Origin of the sequence: Brevundimonas sp. (assembly GCF_031082345.1) — a bacterium.
GTDB lineage: Bacteria > Pseudomonadota > Alphaproteobacteria > Caulobacterales > Caulobacteraceae > Brevundimonas.
Map to the genome: position 1 here is coordinate 8,010 of NZ_JAVHLH010000013.1, position 14,203 is coordinate 22,212.

14 protein-coding genes are annotated in these 14,203 nt (G+C 69.5%); 6 read left to right on the forward strand and 8 right to left on the reverse strand.

All coding sequences use genetic code 11. From position 1 onward, the window contains the following. Nucleotides 1-165: NAD(P)/FAD-dependent oxidoreductase (locus RDU12_RS01790; RefSeq protein ID WP_374990178.1), on the reverse strand; the 165-nt coding region annotated here is incomplete at its 3' end. A gap of 49 nt (nt 166-214) precedes the next feature. Here RDU12_RS01790 and greA point away from each other — a divergent pair. From greA to ligD, 4 genes are all read left to right on the forward strand, one after another. Continuing rightward, nucleotides 215-691: a transcription elongation factor GreA gene (gene greA / locus RDU12_RS01795; protein ID WP_300290284.1), complete on the forward strand. Its 477-nt coding sequence runs from the start codon at nt 215-217 to the stop codon at nt 689-691. 113 nt (nt 692-804) lie between these two features. Next, nucleotides 805-951: a hypothetical protein gene (locus RDU12_RS01800; RefSeq protein WP_300290285.1), complete on the forward strand. Its 147-nt coding sequence runs from the start codon at nt 805-807 to the stop codon at nt 949-951. Between the two features lie 85 nt (nt 952-1,036). Further along, the gene (locus RDU12_RS01805; protein ID WP_300290286.1) at nt 1,037-1,555 is read left to right on the forward strand and encodes a hypothetical protein; all 519 of its coding nucleotides are present in this window, start codon (nt 1,037-1,039) and stop codon (nt 1,553-1,555) included. A gap of 50 nt (nt 1,556-1,605) precedes the next feature. Further along, nucleotides 1,606-4,209 (forward strand): DNA ligase D, encoded by a 2,604-nt coding sequence (ligD, locus tag RDU12_RS01810; RefSeq protein WP_300290287.1) that lies wholly within the window; start codon nt 1,606-1,608, stop codon nt 4,207-4,209. Nucleotide 4,210: 1 nt separating this feature from the next. Here the strand turns inward: ligD and RDU12_RS01815 are convergent, their stop codons facing one another. The 4 genes from RDU12_RS01815 to RDU12_RS01830 are packed head-to-tail and all read right to left on the reverse strand — an operon-like array spanning nt 4,211 to nt 9,340. Further along, a complete protein-coding gene (locus RDU12_RS01815) occupies nt 4,211-5,053 on the reverse strand; it encodes a Ku protein (RefSeq protein WP_300290288.1) in 843 nt (280 codons plus the stop codon). A gap of 54 nt (nt 5,054-5,107) precedes the next feature. Continuing rightward, nucleotides 5,108-6,868: an ATP-binding protein gene (locus RDU12_RS01820; RefSeq protein WP_300290289.1), complete on the reverse strand. Its 1,761-nt coding sequence runs from the start codon at nt 6,866-6,868 to the stop codon at nt 5,108-5,110. Nucleotides 6,869-6,872: 4 nt separating this feature from the next. Continuing rightward, nucleotides 6,873-7,385 carry a YfiR family protein gene (locus RDU12_RS01825; RefSeq protein ID WP_308684019.1) on the reverse strand — a complete coding sequence of 171 codons (513 nt, stop codon included), beginning with the start codon at nt 7,383-7,385 and terminating at the stop codon, nt 6,873-6,875. A gap of 26 nt (nt 7,386-7,411) precedes the next feature. Further along, the gene (locus tag RDU12_RS01830; RefSeq protein WP_300291651.1) at nt 7,412-9,340 is read right to left on the reverse strand and encodes a TonB-dependent siderophore receptor; all 1,929 of its coding nucleotides are present in this window, start codon (nt 9,338-9,340) and stop codon (nt 7,412-7,414) included. A gap of 153 nt (nt 9,341-9,493) precedes the next feature. On the opposite strand from RDU12_RS01830, the gene RDU12_RS01835 reads away from it, so the two are divergent. Further along, nucleotides 9,494-9,856: a helix-turn-helix transcriptional regulator gene (locus RDU12_RS01835; RefSeq protein ID WP_300291653.1), complete on the forward strand. Its 363-nt coding sequence runs from the start codon at nt 9,494-9,496 to the stop codon at nt 9,854-9,856. Further along, on the forward strand, nt 9,853-10,278 hold the full coding sequence (locus RDU12_RS01840) for an ArsI/CadI family heavy metal resistance metalloenzyme (protein ID WP_300291655.1): 426 nt from the start codon (nt 9,853-9,855) through the stop codon (nt 10,276-10,278). The genes RDU12_RS01835 and RDU12_RS01840 overlap by 4 nt, the downstream gene beginning before the upstream one ends. A gap of 39 nt (nt 10,279-10,317) precedes the next feature. Here the strand turns inward: RDU12_RS01840 and RDU12_RS01845 are convergent, their stop codons facing one another. From RDU12_RS01845 to RDU12_RS01855, 3 genes are all read right to left on the reverse strand, one after another. After that, the gene (locus RDU12_RS01845; RefSeq protein WP_308684020.1) at nt 10,318-11,997 is read right to left on the reverse strand and encodes a response regulator; all 1,680 of its coding nucleotides are present in this window, start codon (nt 11,995-11,997) and stop codon (nt 10,318-10,320) included. After that, a complete protein-coding gene (locus RDU12_RS01850) occupies nt 11,994-13,493 on the reverse strand; it encodes an ATPase domain-containing protein (RefSeq protein WP_300289576.1) in 1,500 nt (499 codons plus the stop codon). Before RDU12_RS01850 ends, RDU12_RS01845 begins: the two co-directional genes overlap by 4 nt. A gap of 220 nt (nt 13,494-13,713) precedes the next feature. After that, on the reverse strand, nt 13,714-14,203 hold a 490-nt coding region (locus tag RDU12_RS01855; protein ID WP_308684021.1), incomplete at its 5' end, for a hypothetical protein.

Sequence of the window (14,203 nt, forward strand, 5' to 3'; positions counted from 1 at the left end):
GGTCAGGTTCAGCCCGCCGCGCCCGGCCATCAGGAATTTCCGCGCTGCCGACGGCATCGCCTCGTGCACCACGACGGCTGCGCCCGCCTGGGCCAGCCGCTCGGCCGCCATCAGCCCGGCCGGCCCGGCCCCGATCACATGCACGCGCTTCGCTGGAGAACTCATCGGCCCTTTGTAGACCGGAACGCTCGCGCCCTGCATACGCTTCCTCCCCATGAGCGTCGCCTTCACCCGCGAGGAAGATCTGGAGGCCACGGCCGCCGATCTTCCCGACCGTCCGATCTCGCCCCACCCGAACCTCGTCACCCTCGAGGGCCTGGCGGCGATCGAGGCCGCCCTCGCCGCGGCCCGGGCCGCCTACAACGCCGCCCAGTCGAAGGGGTCCATCGAGGCCGACCGCACCGCCATGGCCCGGGCCACCCGCGACCTGCGCTACTGGTCGGCCCGTAGAGCCTCGGCCCAGCTGGTCGAGACCATCTCCGACGGCCGCGTCCGCTTCGGCGGCTCCGTCGTGATCGAGCGCGAGGACGGCCGCCGCCAGACCTGGCGCATCACCGGCGAGGACGAGGCCGACCCCGCCGCCGGATCGGTCAGCCACGTTTCGCCCCTCGCCGTGGCCCTGATCGGCAAGCGCGTCGGCGATGAGGCGACGGTGGCCGGCCAGACGGTCGAGATCGTCGCCGTCGATTGAGCGGTTGTCGCCGGGGCCGGGGCGCCCCACCTTGTACGCATCCCGCGCCGGTCCCCGGCGTTCTCCCGGCGCACCGCGTCAGGCGCGACCGCGCCGGAAAGGAAGACCTGCCGATGGCCCGTAAGCCCAACTACAGTTTCGAGCGCATGGAGCGCGAGCGCGCCGATGCGAAGAAGGCCGCTGAAAAAGCCGCCGCCAAGGCCGAAAAGCGCGCCGCCGCCCGCGGCGAAAAGACCGACGAAGAGCCCCAGCCGGAGTAGGGGCTGCGCGGATCAGGCCGCGTCAGTTGACGGGCGGGCCCTCCCCGGCAAGCGTCCGGGTCAGACCTGATCGCCGGAGCCCGTGATGCTCGTCGCCGCCTTGGCCCTCGCCCTGTTCGCAACCCCGCCCCAGCAGACCGCCGGCTGGGGCGAATGGGAGTGGGAAAACGGCGTCGGCATGCTGTCGGCGCACCATTTTCGCAACGGCACGGGCTTTCCCTCCGGCTACGAGCTTGAAAACGGGACGCGGCCCGGCTCCTTCCACCACCTGATCTTCGGGACCCGCCGCGGCTCGGCGTATTTCTGGGACAACGGCCTGGAGCCGGGTTCGGCGTATTTCTGGCGCAACGGCGTCGAGCCGGGCAGCCAGTACTACTGGCGCAACGGCCAGCACTGCCTCAGCGACTACGGCTGGCGCAACGGCGCCATCTGCGACGGCCAGCAGATCCTGACCTTCCAGAGCCTGTGCGTGGCCGAGGCCATCGACATCGCCCCCTGCCGCGCCATCAACGCCCGGCTCGAGGCCTGGCTGGAGCGGTCCCCGGGCCTGTCGACCGGCGACATGTCCGCCCCGATCACCCGCATGCGCGAAGCCATAGATTGAGCCATCCGCCCGCGGGTGCGTTCCCTCGCGGTGATCGACGGGAGACGTCAGTGCGCGGCGAGCTGGAGACCTACAAGAAGAAGCGCAATTTCGGCGACACGCCGGAGCCGCAGGGCCGGAAGGGCCGGGCGCGCAAGGCGGGGCTGAACTTTCTGATCCAGCGCCACGCCGCGACCCGCCTGCACTACGACTTCCGCATCGAGGTCGACGGCGTCCTCAAATCCTGGGCCGTCACCAAGGCCCCGTCGCGAGACCCGGCCGTCAAGCGGCTGGCGGTCGAGACCGAGGACCATCCGCTCGACTACGGGACCTTCGAGGGGACCATCCCGGCCGGCAATTACGGCGCCGGCACGGTGCAGCTGTGGGATCGCGGAACCTGGGAGCCGCAGGAGGACGACCTCGCCGACGCCTTCGCCCGGGGCAACGTCAAGATGATCGTTCATGGCGAGCGGCTGCAGGGCAAATGGGCCCTGATCCGCATGAAGACCGATCGCGGCAAACCCTCGAAACGCAACAACTGGCTGCTGATCAAGGAGAAGGATGAGTACGCCGTCCCGGGCGAGGGCGACGCCAATATGGAGATCGACGCCTCCATCGCCACCGGCCGCAGTCTCGCCGAGATCGCGGAGGGCAAGAAGCAGTGGGGCTTGTCGAAGAAGACCGCTCGCAAGGCGCCGCCGAAACCGAAGGCGCGCCCGGCCGTCGCCGACAAGGCGGCCAAACCTCACGCCTTCGTCCCCATCCAGCTGTGCAAGATCGCCGACTTTCCGCCGCACGGGTCCGGCTGGGCCCATGAGATCAAGTTCGACGGCTACCGGCTGCAGGTCGCCTCCGGCGGCGGCAAGGCGACGGTGCGCACCCGCAAGGGCCTCGACTGGTCCGACAAATTCCCCGAACTGACCGCCGACGCGGCGCAGTGGCCCGATGCGGTGGTGGACGGCGAACTCTGCGCCCTGGCCGAAAACCACATGCCGGATTTCTCGGCCCTGCAGGCGGCCATCTCCAGCGGCGACACCGCCGACCTCGTCTATTTCGCCTTCGACCTGCTGTTCGACGGCGCCGAGGATCTGCGCAAACTGCCGCTGTCGCACCGCAAGGCCCGGCTGCAGGCTTACATCGACCGCATCCCCAAGGCGGCGCGCGCCCGCATCCGCTACGTCGACCATTTCGCCACCACCGGCCAGGCCATCCTCGAGAGCGCCTGCCGCATGGAGCTCGAGGGGGTCATCTCCAAGAAGCTGGACGCGCCGTATCGCGAGGGCCGCTCGACCACCTGGCTCAAGTCCAAATGCCGTGGCGGCGACGAGGTCGTCATCGGCGGCTGGACCTCGGAGGGCGGCGGCCGCTTCCGCTCCCTGATCGTCGGGGTCCAGGACAAGGGCGGCCTTCGCCACCTCGGCCGCGTCGGCACCGGCTACAACCAGACCCTGCTCAAGACCCTGCTGCCGGCTCTGAAGAAGGCGGAGACCGACAAAAGCCCCTTCACCGGCAAGGATGCGCCGAAGAAGTCCCGCGCCGGCGGCGTGACCACCCACTGGGTCAAGCCGGTGCTGGTCGCCGAGATCGAGCACGGCGGCTATACCGACACTGGCTCCCTGCGCCACGCCGCCTTCAAGGGCCTGCGCGAGGACAAGCCGCCGGCGGAGGTCACCGAACGCCCCCACGCCCCCGCCGACCCGTCGAAAGAACCCGGAAGTCACACGGGCTCCGCCCCCCTCGCCATGCCCGGCGATCGCCCCGCCACGAGCAAAGGCAAGGGCAAGCTGGTCGTCGCCGGCGTCACCATCTCCAGTCCCGACAAGGTCCTGTGGCCCGCCGCGGATGGCAAGCCCGCGATCACCAAGGCCGAGCTGGTCCGCTATTACGAAATGGCTGCCGAGCGCATCCTGCCCCACGTCGGCGACCGACCGGTCTCGATCATCCGCGCCCCGGAAGGGATCACCGGCCAGAAATTCTTCCAGCGCCACGCCATGCCCGGCTCCAACCCGCGGCTGAAACTGATCGATGTGAAGGAGCGCAAGCCCTACATCGGCGTCGTCGACGTCGGCGGCCTCGTCGCCCTCGGCCAGTCCGGCGGGCTGGAGCTGCACCCCTGGGGCTGCAAGCCCGGCGACCCGGAAACCCCCGACCAGGTCACCTTCGATCTCGACCCCGACGAGGGCCTCGACTTCGACGACGTCATCTCCGCGGCGAAAGTCCTCAAACGCGAGCTGGAGGGGCTGGGCCTCAACCCCTTCGTCAAGACCACCGGCGGCAAGGGGCTGCACGTCGTCGTCCCCATCCTCGCCGACGGCAGAACCCGTATCGAATGGGACCAGTGCAAGGCCTTCGCCAAGGCGGTGTCGGAACGCGTCCGCGCCGCCGACCCCGACCATTTCACCACCACCCTCGCCAAGAAGGCGCGCGGCGGGAAGATCTTCCTCGACTATCTGCGCAACGGCCGCATGGCCACCGCCGTCGCCCCGTGGTCGCCCCGCGCCCGCCCCGGCGCCGGCCTCGCCTTCCCCCTGTCCTGGGGTCAGGTGAAGAAGGGCCTCGATCCGAAGGCCTTCACCCTGCACGACGCCGCCGCCCTGCTGAAGAAGCCCGACCCGTGGAAGGATTTCCGCGCCGGCGCGGTCAATCTCAGGCCGGTGCTGAAGACGGTGCTGTGACCTAGGCCGCCTTCTTCTTCGACGCCGGCTTCTTGGAAGCCGCCTTCTTCGCCGGCGCCTTGCCGCCCGCCGACCCCTTCAAACTGGCCCGCAGCGCCTCCATCAGGTCGACCACATTGGTGTCGTCCGGTTCCGGCGCCTCGACCAGGCCCTTGCCGCCCTTCTGCTTGGCCTTGATCATCTCCTTCAGGGCCTCGTCATAGCGGTCCCTGAACTGGCTGGGATCGAAGTCCGCCTCCTTCTGGCCGATGATCCGGGTGGCGATCTCGACCATGTCCTTGTCCGCCTTCACCTCGGGGATGTCGTCGAAATAGTCCGCGGCGTCGCGCACCTCGTCGTGGGCCCGCAGGCTGTAGGCCACCAGCCCCTTGCCGCGCACCTCCAGGGCGATCTGCCGCTCGCGTCCGCGCAGCACCAGACAGCCGATGGCGATCTTGCCCGCCGCCTTCATGGCGTCGCGGATGACCGCGAAGGCCTCGGCCCCGACGCCCTTCTCGGGGACGACATAGAAGGGGTCGTTCCAGTACAGCCGGTCGATGTCGGCCTCGTCGACGAACTCGTCGATCGAGATGGTCCGGGTGCTCTCCAGCCTGACCTTGTCGAAGTCGTCGTCGTCGAACAGGACGTATTCGTCCTTCGACACCTCATAGCCCTTGACCAGGTCCGACCGCTCGACCGGCCCGGCGTCGGGGTCGGTCGGCACCATGCGGATGCGGTTGTTGGTCTCGGGGTTGATCAGATGGAAGCTGACGGTGTTGGCCGACGACGTCGCCGTGTAGAGCGCCACCGGGCACGTCACCAGCGACAGCTTCAGATGTCCCTGCCAGGTCGGTCTCGCGGCCATGATCGCCTCCTCGTCAAGGTTTCGGAGACTCGAACCCGCGACCGCCCGATTCGTTCAGGCCGCCGCGTCGGCCAGGGTCTCGGCCAGGGCGTCGGACAGGCTGTCGATGCCGTAGGGCTTGGGCAGCAGGCGGAACGCCTCGCCCGTCGCCGCAGACGCCGCCTCGCTGAAGCCGGTGGTCAGCAGCACCGGGGTGGTCGGCAGGCGGCGCCGCACCTCCTGCGCCAGACCGAGGCCGTCCATCTCGCCCGGCATGACCATGTCCGAGAACACCAGATCGAAGCGCGGGTCCTTGTCCAGCATCTCCAGCGCCTCGGCCGCGCTGGCGACCCGCACATGGCGATAGCCGAGGTCGTCCAGCATATGGCCGACGCCGGCGGCGACGGCGTCGTCGTCCTCGACCAGCAACAGCCGCACGCCGCTCTTGCGCGCGGTCCGCGCCTCGCCGTCCGCCAGCGTCGTGACCGGCGCGGCCTCCTGCGGCGTCTTGTCGGTCCGCGGCAGGCACAGGGTGAAGGTCGTGCCCTCGCCCTCGTGCGATTCGACGCTGATGTCGCCGCCTGACGAGCGCACGAAGCCATAGACCTGCGACAGGCCCAGCCCGGTGCCGCGCCCGACCTCCTTGGTGGTGAAGAAGGGTTCGAACACCCGCGACGCGACCACGTCCGACATGCCCGCGCCGGTGTCGGCGACCGTCAGGCAGACCCGGTCGGGCCCGCCGTCCTCGCCGGGAAGGTTGCAGCCCGACACCGTCAACCGTCCGCCCTGGGGCATGGCGTCCCGGGCGTTGACCGCCAGGTTCAGCAGGGCCAGCTCCAGTTCGCCGCGATCCGCCTCGACCGGCCACAGGTCCTCGGTCAGGTCCAGCACTACCTCGATGTCCTCGCGCAGCGACCGCTCCAGCAGGAAGCGCAGCCCCTCGATGTGGCTGCGCAGGTCCAGCACCTCGGCCCGCAGCGGCGAGCGTCGCGCGAAGGCCAGCAGCTGGCGCGTCAGGGCCGCCCCCCGTTCGATCGCCTGTTTGACCCCGGCGCCCAGCGCCTCGCGTCGTCTCGGATCGTTCGTGCGGTCCAGCAGTTCGATGCCGCTCGACGCCACCATCAGCAGGTTGTTGAAGTCATGGGCGATGCCTCCGGTCAGCCGGCCGATCGCCTCCATCTTCTGGCTCTGGCGCAGCGCCTCCTCGGCCTTCTCCCGCTCGATCATCTGCTGCTGCAGCAGGTTGTTGGCCCGCACCAGTTCGGCGGCGCGGTCGGCCAGTTGCCGGTTGGCCCGCCGCAGGGCGCCCTGCGCCACGGCCAGGACCACGACCACCAGCACGCCCAGCCCCAGAACCAGCATAAGGCCGGCGATGCGACTGAACCGCTGCGCCGGCGGCGTCTCCAGCACCCGCAGCCGCGCCGTGCCGAGCGCCTGTCCCCCCTGCTCGACCGGCCGCACGATGTAGAGCCGGCCGTCCCTGAACTCGGTGGTGTGCGGCCGCGACGTCGCCACGGGCGGAATGACCTCGCCCTCCCGCGCAAAGCTCGCCACGAGGCGATTGTCCTCGTCGTAGACGGCGGCGGCCAGTACGTTCGGATTGACCTGCACCGCGTCGACGTAGTCCTGGGCCGCCCGACGGTCGTCAAAGGCGAGGGCGCCGCTGACCGCCGAGGCCAGCAGATCCGCCTGGGCGCCCGCCTCGCGCGCGGTTTGCACCTTCAGCGACTGTTCGTTGACGATCGCGATGGCCACCCCGGCGATCAGAAGCACCAGCAGCGAGACCAGGGCCACGATCGGGAAGCGGCTGGAACGGAGACGGGCGACCCAGGGCATGCTCTCAGCCTCCCCGTACGCTGAGGGCCAGGTTGAGCAGGCGCGAACTGATCGACAGGCGGCTCCGCGACGCGGCCTGCAGGTCGATGTGGAAGCGCACCCGGTCGTCCCGGACAGCGAAATGGATCATGCCCCGGTCGGACGACACGGCCGCGTCGGAGACCAGCAGGATGGGCCGCGGGCCGGCCGGAACCAGGGCCCCGCCGCCGCGTCCGACATAAAGGATGTGGCAGCCGACGGCCGCCGCCGCCGTGGTCGGTCGTCGCACGACCAGCGCGCGCCCGTAGGCCGTCTGGGCGCGCGCCGCGCGGTCCAGGGCGCCCTCGAACGGATCGCGGCCGACCACGCAGATGACCACCGGCGACCGGCTGTCGGAGAAGGACTGCGCCGGCCATTCCACGAAGGCGGCGAACCGCACCAGGTAGTTGGCCTTGACCGAATATTCGAGGCTCGTCTGGAGGGGTGGGCCCGCGGCGAATGCCTGAAGCGGCAGGCTCCACAGCAGGGCGACAAGCACCGGTATGGAGCGCCGCCCAAGGCCCATTAGAAGCGCACCTGGAGGGCGCCGAATACGCTGCGGCCGAAGGCCCGGGCGCGAACCGGATCGCCGGTCTCGACGCGGCGATCCTCGATCAGGTTCCGTCCGGTCAGCGACAGCTCCAGCTGGTCGGTCAGCCGCCAGCCAAGCCGCATGTCGGCTTCCACATAGCTGTCGACGGTCGCCAGGTCGCCGACGGCGCGCAGCCGCACGTCCAGCTCGACCGCATCGGTCAGCTCGTGCTGCGACCGCAGCAGCATCTGATAGTCCGGGTCGTCGCCGATCGAGACCAGCCCGCTGATGTCGTCCGGCGTCGATGCGTCATAGTCCTTGGTCAGGGTGCTGATCCCGGCGCTCAACCGCCAGGCCGGCGAGATGTCGTAACTGCCCCAGGTCTCCACCCCCCAGGTGGTCGCCTCGCCGTGGTTGCTGAACATCAACGGAAAGATCGTGGCCGGCGTGATCGAAACCGTCCGCAGGTCGTCATAGACGTTGTAGAAGGCGTTGATCGAGAACGACATCCGCGGGGTTGGATTGGCCCGGTAGCCCAGTTCATACGCCGTCAGCCTCTCGGACCGGAAGTCGCCCGGCTCAAGGAATCCCGGCAGGATCAGGTCGCGCTCGATGCGGTTCGGCGTCCGGCTGGCGCGGCTGACGGCCCCCCAGAGCAGGTCGCCCCCGGGCCGCTGCCACGCCAGCCGCACGTTGGGCAGGAATTCCTGGCCCGAGAAGCTGTTGTCCTCGAACTTCGCCCCCAGCGTCAGCGTCAGACCTTCGCGGAGGGCCACCTGGTCCTGGACGAACAGATTGGTCAGGGTCAGCGTCCGTTCGGGCGGACTGAGAAAGGCGCCGCCCGGGGCCGTGGTGAAGCGCGAGTCGATCACGCGATGGCCGGCCCCCAGCACCAGTTGGTGCCGGCCGAAATCCATGGCGTGCTGCACCGACAGATCCCAGGTGTCGGACTCTTCCAGCGAGCCCGGCTCATCGCGCTCGAAATGGTCGAAATAGGCCTGGACCTGCAGCTCTCCGCCGGCCAGCGGCCGGGTCCAGCGTCCCAGCACATTGCCGCCCCGGACATGGGTCTCTGTGCCCAGCAGGTCCTCGTTGACCGTCACCTGGTTGTCGAACACGTCGGCCAGCAGCGTCAGCCGGTTCTCCCCGACCGCCCAGTCCGCCCGCGCCCCGGCGCGCGTGCCTTCCGCGTCGTCGTTGGCCCCCAGACCGGTCAGGGACTGGCTCTCGCCGCGCACATGCCCCGAAAGATAGGCCCGCCACGCGCCGGCCCCGCCGAGATTGCCCCCGTGCCGGATGGCGTAGGTGGCGTCGTCACTGCCGGCGCCGACGCTGATCAGCGTGCCCTGGGTATCGGCGGCCGACCGGGTGATGATGTTGATCACCCCGTTCATCGCGTTCGCCCCGTACAGCGCCCCGCCCGGTCCGCTGATGACCTCGATCCGTTCGATGTTCTGCAGCGTCAGGCTGTACGCGTCCCAGAACACGCCGGAATGCAGGGTCGAATAGATGCTGCGTCCATCGACCAGCACCAGCAGCTTGTTCGAGGTCTCATAGCCGTTGAAGCCGCGCGCGCTGATCGCATAGTCTGAGGCGTTGACCCGCTGCACGTTCAGGTTCGGCGCCAGTCGCAGAACCTCGGGCAGGCTGGTCGCCCCCGAGCGCCGGATGTCTTCGGCCGAGATGACGAAAACGGCCGCCGCCGCGTCGGCCAGCGCCTCGGGCCGCCGCGACACCGAGGTGACCTCGACCATGGCCAATTCTTCAAGCGACAGCCGCGCCAGATCCTGGTCGCTCGGACCGCCGCCCATGGTCTGCTGCACCCCCGACCGCGCGTCCGATGGCGCGGTCTCTTCCGCCAGCGCCACAGCCGGCATGATCAGAAGAAGGGCCGCACTCGCCCCCCGCCGAAGCTGACGCATATGATCTGACCCCCTCGCCTAGCCCTGCGATCGGGCACAACGCCCGGGTCGTCAATCGGTTGCGGGACATGGCCGGGCCGCTTTTTCGCACGATTCGAGCGCCCCGCCGCCCCGGAGGTTGACACGCGTCTATATTTCAATAATTCAAGAAATATGGAATCAACAACCGCCGTCGCCCGTCTTTCAGCCCTCGCCCAGGACAGTCGGCTCGCCGTCTTCCGGCTGCTGGTCAGGGCCGGCCGCGAAGGCCTTCCCGCCGGCGAGGTCGGGCGAACGCTCGGCATTCCGGCCAACACCCTGTCGGCCCAGTTCGCCGTCCTCGCCAACGCCGGTCTGGTGACCAGCCGCCGGGACGGCCGCTCGATCCTCTACGCCGCCGACTACGGCGGCATGAGCGACCTGCTGGTCTATCTGATGGAGGACTGCTGCCAGGGCCGCCCCGAAATCTCCGCGCCGGTGGTTGAAGCCGCCGACCGCGCCGCCTGCTGCAACCCCGAGCAAGGAACCCGCTCATGAAACGCCTGCACGTTCACGTCGCCGTCGAGAACCTCGACCGCTCCATCGGCTTCTATTCGGCCCTGTTCGGCGCCGACCCCGCCGTCGTCAAGGACGACTACGCCAAATGGATGCTGGACGATCCGAAGGTCAATTTCGCCATCTCCGACCGGGCCGCGGTCCCCGGCGTCGATCACCTCGGCATCCAGGTCGATTCGAGCGATGAGCTGACGGAGCTGGCCGGGCGGCTGAAGGCGGCCGGCGAGACGACGCGGGACCAGCAGGCCGCGACCTGCTGCTACGCCCGCTCCGACAAGGCCTGGGTCAAGGACCCCTCGGGCCTGAGCTGGGAGACCTTCTTCACCTTCGGCGAGGCGACCGCCTATGGCGAGGACCAGCCGCCCGCGGCGGTCGAGGACAGGCCCAAGGCCGCCTGCTGCTGAGGGCTCGACCGGGCGCCGTCGGGGCGTGTCCGGCGGCGCTCAGGCCGCAGTAAAACTGCGCGATAGCTTGTGCGCCAGTTCCGCCTGCACGAACGGCTTGTGCACGATCTGGTGGTCCCCGACGCCCGTCAACGCCTCGGCGTCGGCATAGCCGGTGGCGAACAGGATCGGCACCCGGGGGCGACGGGCGCGCACCTCCCGCGCCAGATCCGCGCCGTTCATCCCGGGCATGGCGAAGTCCAGCACCACGGCGCTGATCTCGTCGTGACGCTCGATCAGCTCCAGCGCCGCCCCGCCGCTGCCGGCCTCGACGACATTGTAGCCGAGGTCGGTCAGGAGGCCGGCGGTGACCTCGCGAACGGCGTCGTCATCGTCGACCACCAGCACGACCAGGTGATCCTCATGGGCCGAGGGCGCCGTCTCGGCGTCGGCGCCCTGGTCCACAGGCGCGCCGCTGGCCCGGGGCAGGAACACCCTGATCGTGGTGCCGCGGCCGACTTCGGTCTCGATGGCGACGCCGCCGCCTGACTGTTTCGCCAGCCCGAAGACCTGACTGAGTCCCAGACCGGACCCCTTGCCGACCTCCTTTGTGGTGAAGAAGGGCTCGAAGGCGCGCGCCCGCACCTCGTCGGTCATGCCCGAACCGGTGTCGCTCACCGAGACCATCACATAGTCGCCGGCCGGTGGCGCCTCCGCCGTCGCCGGCTCGCCCAGCGTCACATTGGCGGTGCTGATGGTCAGCGCCCCCCCGACCGCCATGGCGTCGCGGGCGTTGATCGCCAGGTTGAGGATGACCAGTTCGATCTGGGTCGGATCGATCATGGCCGGCCACAGGTCGTCGGCCAGTCGGGGCGCGGAGATCTGGACGCTGCCGCCGATCGTGCTGTGCAGCAGATCCCGCATGCTCTTGACCGTGCCGTTCAGATCGACCGGCCGCGGCTCCAGCTTCTGCTGGCGCGAGAAGGCCAGCATCTGCGCCGTCAGCCGGGCGCCGCGCTGGGACGCCTCGCTCATCATGTCCAGCCGTCGCTTCAAGGCCGGATCCTCGGCCCGCTTCCGCATCTGTTCGACATTGCCGAGGATCACGGTCAGCAGGTTGTTGAAGTCGTGCGCCACGCCCGAGGTCAGCTGCCCGACCGCCTCCAGCCGCTGCGCCTGCCGCAGGGCGGTTTCCACCTTCTCCCGCTGACCGATCTGCGAGGCGAGTTCGCGGTTCGCCGCCTCCAGTTCGGCGGTCCGTTCGGCAACGCGGCGTTCCAGCGTCGCCTCGGCGCGCCGGATATCCTCGATCCGCTCGCGGGCCTCATACTGACGCTTGCGCCCGCGCAGGGCCGTCCGCACGGCGCTGACCAGGGTGGTGGGGTGGAACGGCCGTTCCAGGAAACTGACATTGCCCAGGGTCGCCGACAGCCGCCGCGCCCCGGGGTTGCGCTCCACGCTGCCGCCCCGCTGGGTCAGCACGATGAACGGAAAATCCGACCACGACGGCTGCGCCTCGATCCAGCCCGCCAGCCCGGTAAGGTCGCAGTCGCGCAGCGCCTCGTCGACGACCACGGCCAGCCCCGCGCCCTCTTCCAGTCGCGCGCGCAGCACGTCCAGCGTGTCGCACACCAGCGCCGGCACGCCCGCCTCCTTCAGGATGGCGGCGGCGATGCCGGCGTCGCGGCCGGTCGGGGCCAGAACCAGCGCCCGCCGCGAAAGTTCGCCCCCCTGGCTCATGCGGAGGCGTCGCCCATCAGGCCGGACCCCTGGCCGACGAAATTGGGCACCCCGCGCAGCACGCCCTGGAAGCCGTGCAGCGGCTCGCCCAGGGTCAGGCCGTCGGGCCCGATCTCGTATTCGCGGATGGTCTTCTCGTGGCGGCCGGCGCGCTTCTTGATCACCGAAACCGCCCGGCGCACCTGTCCGGCGGCCTCGAAATAGCGCAGCAGGATCACCGTGTCGGCCAGATAGGTCACGTCCACCGGCGCCTTCATCTCCCCGACCAGCCCGTGCTGGGCCACGGTCAGATAGGTCGAGGCCCCCTGGCGGTTCAGATACTGCAGCAGTTCGTGAATGTGCAGCACCAGGAACTGCTCCTGCGGCATGGCCGCCTGGTAGCCGTTCAGGCTGTCGATGACGACGGTCTTGATGTCCTGCTCCGAGACGCATTTGCGGACCCGGGCCGCGAACTCGCCGGGCGACAGCTCGGCCGCGTCGACCTGTTCGACGATCAGCGAACCGGCGTCGCGCATCGCCTCCAGATCGACGCCCAGTCCCTTCATCCGGGCGTACAGCAGGCCCAGCTCCTCGTCGAAGACGAACAGCGCCGCCTTCTCGCCGCGCGCCACCGCCGCCACCGCGAAATTGATCGTGAACAGCGACTTGCCCGTCCCCGCCGGGCCCAGGATCAGGGCGCTGGAGCCGCGCTCCATCCCTCCGCCCAGCAGCGCGTCCAGCCCGACCACCCCGCTCGAGACCGGGCTGCGGTCGAACGCCGTGCGGTGCTCCGAGGCCACGATGCGCGGATAGACCTCCAGCCCGCCGGTCTTGATGGTGAAGTCGTGATAGCCGCCGCGGAAGCGCCGCCCGCGGTATTTGATCACCCGCACCCGCCGCCGCTCGGCGCCATACTCCGGAGCCAGCTCCTGCAGCTGGATGACGCCGTGGGCCACGCTGTGGACCGTCTTGTCGTTGACGTCGGTGGTCAGGTCGTCGAGCAGCAGCACGGTCACGCCCAGGCGGGCGAAATAGTGTTTCAGCGCCAGCACCTGGCGCCGGTAGCGCAGCGAGCCTTGGGCCAGCAGGCGGATTTCCGACAGGCTGTCGATCACCACCCGCTCGGGCCGGGTCTTCTCGACCGCGTCGAAGATCATCCGCGTGGTCTCGCCCAGCTCCAGGTCCGAGGAATACAGCAGGCTCTGCTGCTGCTGCTCGTCCAGCAGGCTCTCGGGCGGGACCAGTTCGAAGATGTCGATCCCCTCCAGCGACCAGCCGTGCGACCGCGCCGTGCCGCGCAGCTCCTCCTCGGTCTCCGACAGGGTGATGTACAGACAGGCCTCGTCGGCCGCCGCCCCCTGCATCAGGAAGCTCATCGCCGCGGTGGTCTTGCCGGTGCCGGGCGCGCCCTCCAGCAGGTACAGCCGGTCCCGCTCCAGCCCGCCGGCGAGGATGTCGTCCAGTCCCGAAATTCCGAATTCGGCCTGGTCCCGGCCGCCCGTCTCACGCTTCGTCATGCGTCCTCTCATCGTCTAGCTGAGCCGTAACGCACGGATATCGATAAGGTTACACGGCGCCGGTCCGCCACATCCGCTCACGCCCGCGGGGTTCGGGCGTCAGATCGCGACCGCCCGGACCGGCGCATCGGCCGACGATGCTGTGCACCGGGCGGACAAGGAAACGGCCGCCGGCGTTTCCGCCGGCGGCCGCGTTCGGGGAGATTGGATGCGGACCGACTCAGGCCCCGTAGCCAGGTCTCTGGATCGTGGGACCGAGGCGATCGATCACCTCCCGGGCGTCGAATGCCCGTCCATCGCCGGATGGGCGCGAACCGCGGGACATGACGATTTCCGCCGTGGCCTCCCAGTGCTCGACGGTGCGCATGTCGAGCCGCGAAGTCCAGAACGGGTCGCCGACCCACGGACTCCAGTCCCGCCAGCCATACGGACGACCGTAGTAGCGCCAGGACGGACGCCAGTAGGAATAGCTGGATCCATACCAGGGGTCGTAGGCGGGCTCGCGAACGATCTCCCGTTCGGTCTCGCGGTCCACCACCCGGAACCAGTCATAGCCCTGCTGCAGGGTCAGTTCGGCCGACCGGAACAGCAGATAGCCCTCGACCCTGTCCCGCGATGTGAAGGCGTCGCCGGAGAAGGTCACCCGGTAGCGGTCCTGGGAGAGCCGCACCTCGGAATAGCCTTCCGAGCCGTGCACCCCGGGCGTCGCC

What these genes read in the sequence shown, in the direction of transcription:
- RDU12_RS01850 (WP_300289576.1), bottom strand. Translation starts at nt 13,493, where the DNA reads ATGACGAAGCGTGAGACGGGCGGCCGGGACCAGGCCGAATTCGGAATT.
- RDU12_RS01840 (WP_300291655.1), top strand. Translation starts at nt 9,853, where the DNA reads ATGAAACGCCTGCACGTTCACGTCGCCGTCGAGAACCTCGACCGCTCC.
- RDU12_RS01820 (WP_300290289.1), bottom strand. Translation starts at nt 6,868, where the DNA reads ATGCCCTGGGTCGCCCGTCTCCGTTCCAGCCGCTTCCCGATCGTGGCC.
- greA (WP_300290284.1), top strand. Translation starts at nt 215, where the DNA reads ATGAGCGTCGCCTTCACCCGCGAGGAAGATCTGGAGGCCACGGCCGCC.
- RDU12_RS01835 (WP_300291653.1), top strand. Translation starts at nt 9,494, where the DNA reads ATGGAATCAACAACCGCCGTCGCCCGTCTTTCAGCCCTCGCCCAGGAC.
- RDU12_RS01805 (WP_300290286.1), top strand. Translation starts at nt 1,037, where the DNA reads ATGCTCGTCGCCGCCTTGGCCCTCGCCCTGTTCGCAACCCCGCCCCAG.
- RDU12_RS01800 (WP_300290285.1), top strand. Translation starts at nt 805, where the DNA reads ATGGCCCGTAAGCCCAACTACAGTTTCGAGCGCATGGAGCGCGAGCGC.
- RDU12_RS01815 (WP_300290288.1), bottom strand. Translation starts at nt 5,053, where the DNA reads ATGGCCGCGAGACCGACCTGGCAGGGACATCTGAAGCTGTCGCTGGTG.
- RDU12_RS01830 (WP_300291651.1), bottom strand. Translation starts at nt 9,340, where the DNA reads ATGCGTCAGCTTCGGCGGGGGGCGAGTGCGGCCCTTCTTCTGATCATG.
- RDU12_RS01845 (WP_308684020.1), bottom strand. Translation starts at nt 11,997, where the DNA reads ATGAGCCAGGGGGGCGAACTTTCGCGGCGGGCGCTGGTTCTGGCCCCG.